The organism is Sulfitobacter sp. HI0129, from assembly GCF_001635395.1.
Classification (GTDB): domain Bacteria; phylum Pseudomonadota; class Alphaproteobacteria; order Rhodobacterales; family Rhodobacteraceae; genus Sulfitobacter.
Genome location: NZ_LWGH01000475.1, coordinates 1 through 4226, shown reverse-complemented (window position 1 = coordinate 4226; position 4226 = coordinate 1). Strand labels below are relative to the sequence as shown.

At 60.9% G+C, this 4226-nt stretch carries 5 protein-coding genes and 1 pseudogene; 2 read left to right on the top strand and 4 right to left on the bottom strand.

Annotated elements, in window-relative coordinates:
* Nucleotides 1–1289: pilus assembly protein TadG-related protein (locus tag A3764_RS12960; protein WP_067951649.1), on the top strand; the 1289-nt coding region annotated here is incomplete at its 5' end.
* A gap of 2 nt (nucleotides 1290–1291) precedes the next feature.
* Here the strand turns inward: A3764_RS12960 and A3764_RS12955 are convergent.
* On the bottom strand, nucleotides 1292–1723 hold the full coding sequence (locus A3764_RS12955; protein ID WP_067921451.1) for a MerR family transcriptional regulator: 432 nt from the start codon (nucleotides 1721–1723) through the stop codon (nucleotides 1292–1294).
* 158 nt (nucleotides 1724–1881) lie between these two features.
* Between A3764_RS12955 and A3764_RS12950 the strand changes: the two genes are divergently transcribed.
* Entirely contained in the window at nucleotides 1882–2310 is a 429-nt protein-coding gene (locus A3764_RS12950; protein ID WP_201722301.1) for a hypothetical protein, read from the top strand.
* 99 nt (nucleotides 2311–2409) lie between these two features.
* On the opposite strand, the gene A3764_RS12945 is transcribed toward A3764_RS12950, so the two are convergent.
* From A3764_RS12945 to A3764_RS12935, 3 genes and pseudogenes are all read right to left on the bottom strand, one after another.
* The gene (locus tag A3764_RS12945) at nucleotides 2410–3207 is read right to left on the bottom strand and encodes a carbon-nitrogen hydrolase family protein (RefSeq protein ID WP_082851162.1); all 798 of its coding nucleotides are present in this window, start codon (nucleotides 3205–3207) and stop codon (nucleotides 2410–2412) included.
* Nucleotides 3204–4001, bottom strand: a complete 798-nt coding sequence (locus A3764_RS12940; RefSeq protein ID WP_067921447.1) for an ABC transporter permease — start codon at nucleotides 3999–4001, stop codon at nucleotides 3204–3206. Before A3764_RS12940 ends, A3764_RS12945 begins: the two co-directional genes overlap by 4 nt.
* Nucleotides 4002–4004: 3 nt before the next feature.
* Nucleotides 4005–4226, bottom strand: a pseudogene (locus A3764_RS12935) (ABC transporter permease); the annotation flags it as partial.

Here is a 4226-nt window from a genome sequence, read left to right as displayed (position 1 = left end):
CCCTCGTGATCGGCGGCCTCAGCGTCGATTTCAACCGGGTCATGGCCGACAGGACCCGCCTGCAGATCGCCGCCGACACCGCGGCCCATGCCGCGCTCTATTCCCGCGATGACAAGAGCGCCGACGAAGCCCGGCAGGTCGCCGGCGATATCATTCTCGATCTCCTGCCGACCTCCGGCTTCGGGAGCGATGTCATCACCAGCGCCGACGTCAGCTTCGGCGTCTGGGACCCGGAAAAATTCGAATTCACCGCGGCACAGGATTCAAAATCCGCCGTCCGGGTCTATGCAGCCATGGCCGAAGTGCGCAACAACGCATCGCGGAACCTGCTGCTGCATATCCTCGGGTTCGACACCTTCGATGTCGGGGTGCAGTCTGTCTTCAGCACCTACTACCCCCCCTGCCTCACGGAAGGGTTCGTGGCCGATAACGTCGTCGACATCCAGTCGAACAACCGCTTTTCAGCGCCCTTCTGCGTCCATGCCAACAATTATGTCAGCCTGAACCAGAACAATGTCTTCGAGGCAGGCACCGGTGTTTCCATGCCCGACATCAGCAAACTCGACATACCGAACTCCGGCTATGAAAAGAACAGCGGGCTTGAGGCCGCGCTGCGCCAAGGGGTTTACCGCATGCGGCTCCTGGCCGATCTGCCAGAGATCATTGACAGCTTCTGGACAGCCAAGGCCAAGCATCTTCCCCCCTATGTGGCGCCGGGATCACTTTATGAGGTCGATGAACGCAAACTGGCGGTGGAACCGGGAAACAGCGGCTCCGGCGGTCCGCCTGCCAAGTCGGGCGGCGGGGGCCTCACCCCCAATCATTTCATGCCGGGGGCGGTGAATTACCTCGCCTGCGGGGGCAGCGGCAAGATCACTCTGGGTCAGGGCACCTATTCGGAGTTTGTCTTCATCACGAGCTGCGAGGTTAAATTCGCAAGCGGCACGATACTGGAGGACGTGGTGATCGCCACGACCAATACCGGCCCTGCTTCACTCAGCGCCCCCTCCAATCTGAACCTCGGACGGGACGATGCCTGCGCCGCCGGTGGCGGTGCGGTCCTGATGACGCTGGGCGGCTTCCGCGCGGCGGCCAAGCTCAACGTCTTCGGCGGCCAGATACTGGCGCTGGGTGACATCAAGTTCGCGGCGAACGCCAACGGTATTCAGGGGGCCTCGTTTATCTCGGGGGGGAACATCGACGGCACCAGCAACATGCGGTTCGGCAGCTGCAATCAGGCCGGGATGGAACACGTTTACCGTGCGCAATATTTCAAGATGGTGCAGTAAGCCTACTGCGGTATCTCTCCTGCCAACAGCCTTTCGACCACCCGGCAATTGGGAAGCTCTGCCTGACCGCAGGCGTCGATCATCTCGCGAAGGTTACGCTCGGCGGTCCTGAGGTCGTCGATCTGCCGCACTATCCCTTCGGCGCAGAGGTTCAGCAGACTCTGCCATTCTTCGCAACTGTAGGAGCCGCCTTCGGTCCCATCCACGACCTGCCGTATCTGCTCCAGACTCAGCCCCAGCGCACGACTGTGACGAATGAAAGCCAGACGTCGAATATGTTCGTCTGTATAGACGCGATGCCCCCCTGAGGTGCGCTCAACTTCGGGCATCAGGTTCACGCGTTCATAATACCGGATCGTGTCGATACTGCTTCCGGTCAGTTCGGAAACATCCCCGATGGACAGGTTGGCCCGAGAAGACTGCGGCTCGCTCATTCGCTTTTCCCTTTTCCCTTTTCCCCCGGAACATGGAGTAGCTCCAGATTTGTTTCCGACAATAGGCGACACCATCAATCGACACGGTGTGGTTGAAAATTGCAATGGAGGCCAAGATGCAAATACATACGTTGAACTCGGAAGAATGGACAAAAGCTGTGGCTATCGGGGTCGCGGTTTCGATCCTGACGGGCCTGATCACCTTAGTCGGGCTGAAAGCCGGGATTTCGCCGCTGCCCAAACCGCTCGGCCTCGCATTCGCCGAAACGCTGTGGGAAAGTGCTCTGCCGCTGCCGGTGGGTCTGTTGTTTCATGCCGTTTGGGTGACGGGTTTCTCCGTCGTTTATTTCCTTCTGTTCGCGGACGCTCTCACCTTCATGCGCGCCTTCTGGCTGGCATTCGTTCTGTGGATCGCGACCTTGGTTTTCTTCTTTCCTGTCGTCGACTGGGGCTTTCTCGGTCTGGCGGTGACGCCCAAGGTTATCGTGGCCGCGGCGGTGCTGCATTTACTGTTCGCTGTGTTCCTTTGGGGCTTGGCGCGGATGACTTTCGGCGCGCGGATCGAAAACCACTCCGCCCGCGCGTAGCACCATAACCAAACAGCCCCATATGCCTGTGACGGCCCGCGCAAACGCAAGTGGCTGCCGCATGGGATCCCGGCGGGGAAGGGTTCGCCCCCTGCCCCGCTACGCCTTATCCATTTCGCCAAGGTAATGAACCTCGGCGCGGGCCACACCGATCCGGGCGGTGTCGATCCGGGCAGAGGCCAGTCCGACGTCCCGCGCGCCAAGCCGGGCAAGATGGTTTCCATCCGGGCCGACAATGCAGCTTCCGCCCAGATAGGTCAGTTCCTCTTCGCTTCCGACCCGGTTGGCATAGGCCACGAAGATCCCGTTTTCATAAGCCCGCGCCGGCACCAGCAGGGATGTCACCTTGTCGTAGGGCTCCATTAGGGCCGTGGGCACCACCAGCAACTCCACGCCGCCGGTCGCCAGTTCGCGCACCCGCTCCGGGAATTCCACGTCGAAACAGATCAGCACGCCGACCTTCACACCCTTGCAGGAAAAGATCAGCGGCTGCGACCCGCGCCGGAAACTGCGTTTTTCCCACTCCCCGTAGAGCATCCGCTTGCGGTAGGGGCCGATCACCCCAAGCTCGGGGTCGAAAACGATGGCCGCATTGTAAAGTCCCGCTTCCGTCAACTCGTAGCTGCCCACCACCAGAACCAGTGACAACCGCTGCGCCAGGGCGGCAAGCGCGCTTATGCAGCCTTCATCGACGCGGACCGCGATCTCGCTCAGATCCGCGTGGGAATAATAGCCGGTCAGAAAACATTCCGGCATGACCAGCAGGTCAGCCCCGGCCTCCGCCGCCCCTTCTGCCGCGGCCTCTATCCGCGCTAAGTTGGCCGCGATATCGCCCGGTACGCTGTCGCCCTGCCACAGCGCCGCCGTCAATCCCGTATGCATGGCGCTACTTGTCATCCGGCTGACCTTTCCGCCCCCAGAAGCCGGGGCAGATCGCCAAAACGGGCGATGCTTCCGTAGATCAGCACCGCCGTCATGACGAAGAAGACAGCGACCGATGCCATCACCGGCGTATAGCCGTACCGCAGCGAGTTGAAGATCTTGATCGGCAGGGTTTCGGCGGTGAACCCGGCGACCATATAGGCGATGATATATTCATTGAGGCTGAGGACAAAGGCAAAGGCAAAGCCCGACATCACATAGGGCCGCACCAGCGGAAAGATCAGCGTCCTGAAAACCATGCGGCTGTTGGCACCCATGCAGCGGGAGGCTTCGATCAACTGCCGGTCGATCCCTTCGAGCCCGAGAGAGATCGTGACCAGCGGCAGGGTCACCAAAAAAACCCCGTGCGAAACCATCGTCGCACCGATCTGGCCGTAGAAGCCGACCGTGATCCAGAAGATCATGAAACCCAGGGCCGAAATGACCGGCGGCAGCATGAAAGGCGCCACCCCCAGCCCGAAGAGCGCCTTTGCCAGCCGGTTCTGCTTGCGCCAGACATAAAGCGCGAGCGGCAGGGCGATCGATACCGCGATGGCACTGGCGCCCAGTGCGATCACGACCGAATTGCGCAAGGCACCCAGCCAGTCGTTCGCCCGGAAAAGCTCCGCATACCATTGCAGGGAAAACCCCTCGGGCGGAAACAGAAGCCGCTTGGGCTCGTTCAGCGACACCCCGAGGATGACGACAAGCGGCGCGGCGAGGAACAGCACCACCAGCAGGATGAAGAGGTTTCGAAACAGGGCAGGCACCGGCTACATCCTTTTCTGGCCAAGCAAAGAGGAAAGACCCACCATCGCCAGCGACACCAGCATCAGGAAAATCGCCATCGCCGCCGCGAAGGGCAGGTTCGACTGAAAGATCGCCTGATCGGTGATATGCACCGACAACGTCCAGTGCTGCGGTCGCCCCAGCACCTGCGGCAAGAGATAGGCCCCCAGGGTGAAGACGAAGACAAGGATCAGCGCCCCGGTTAT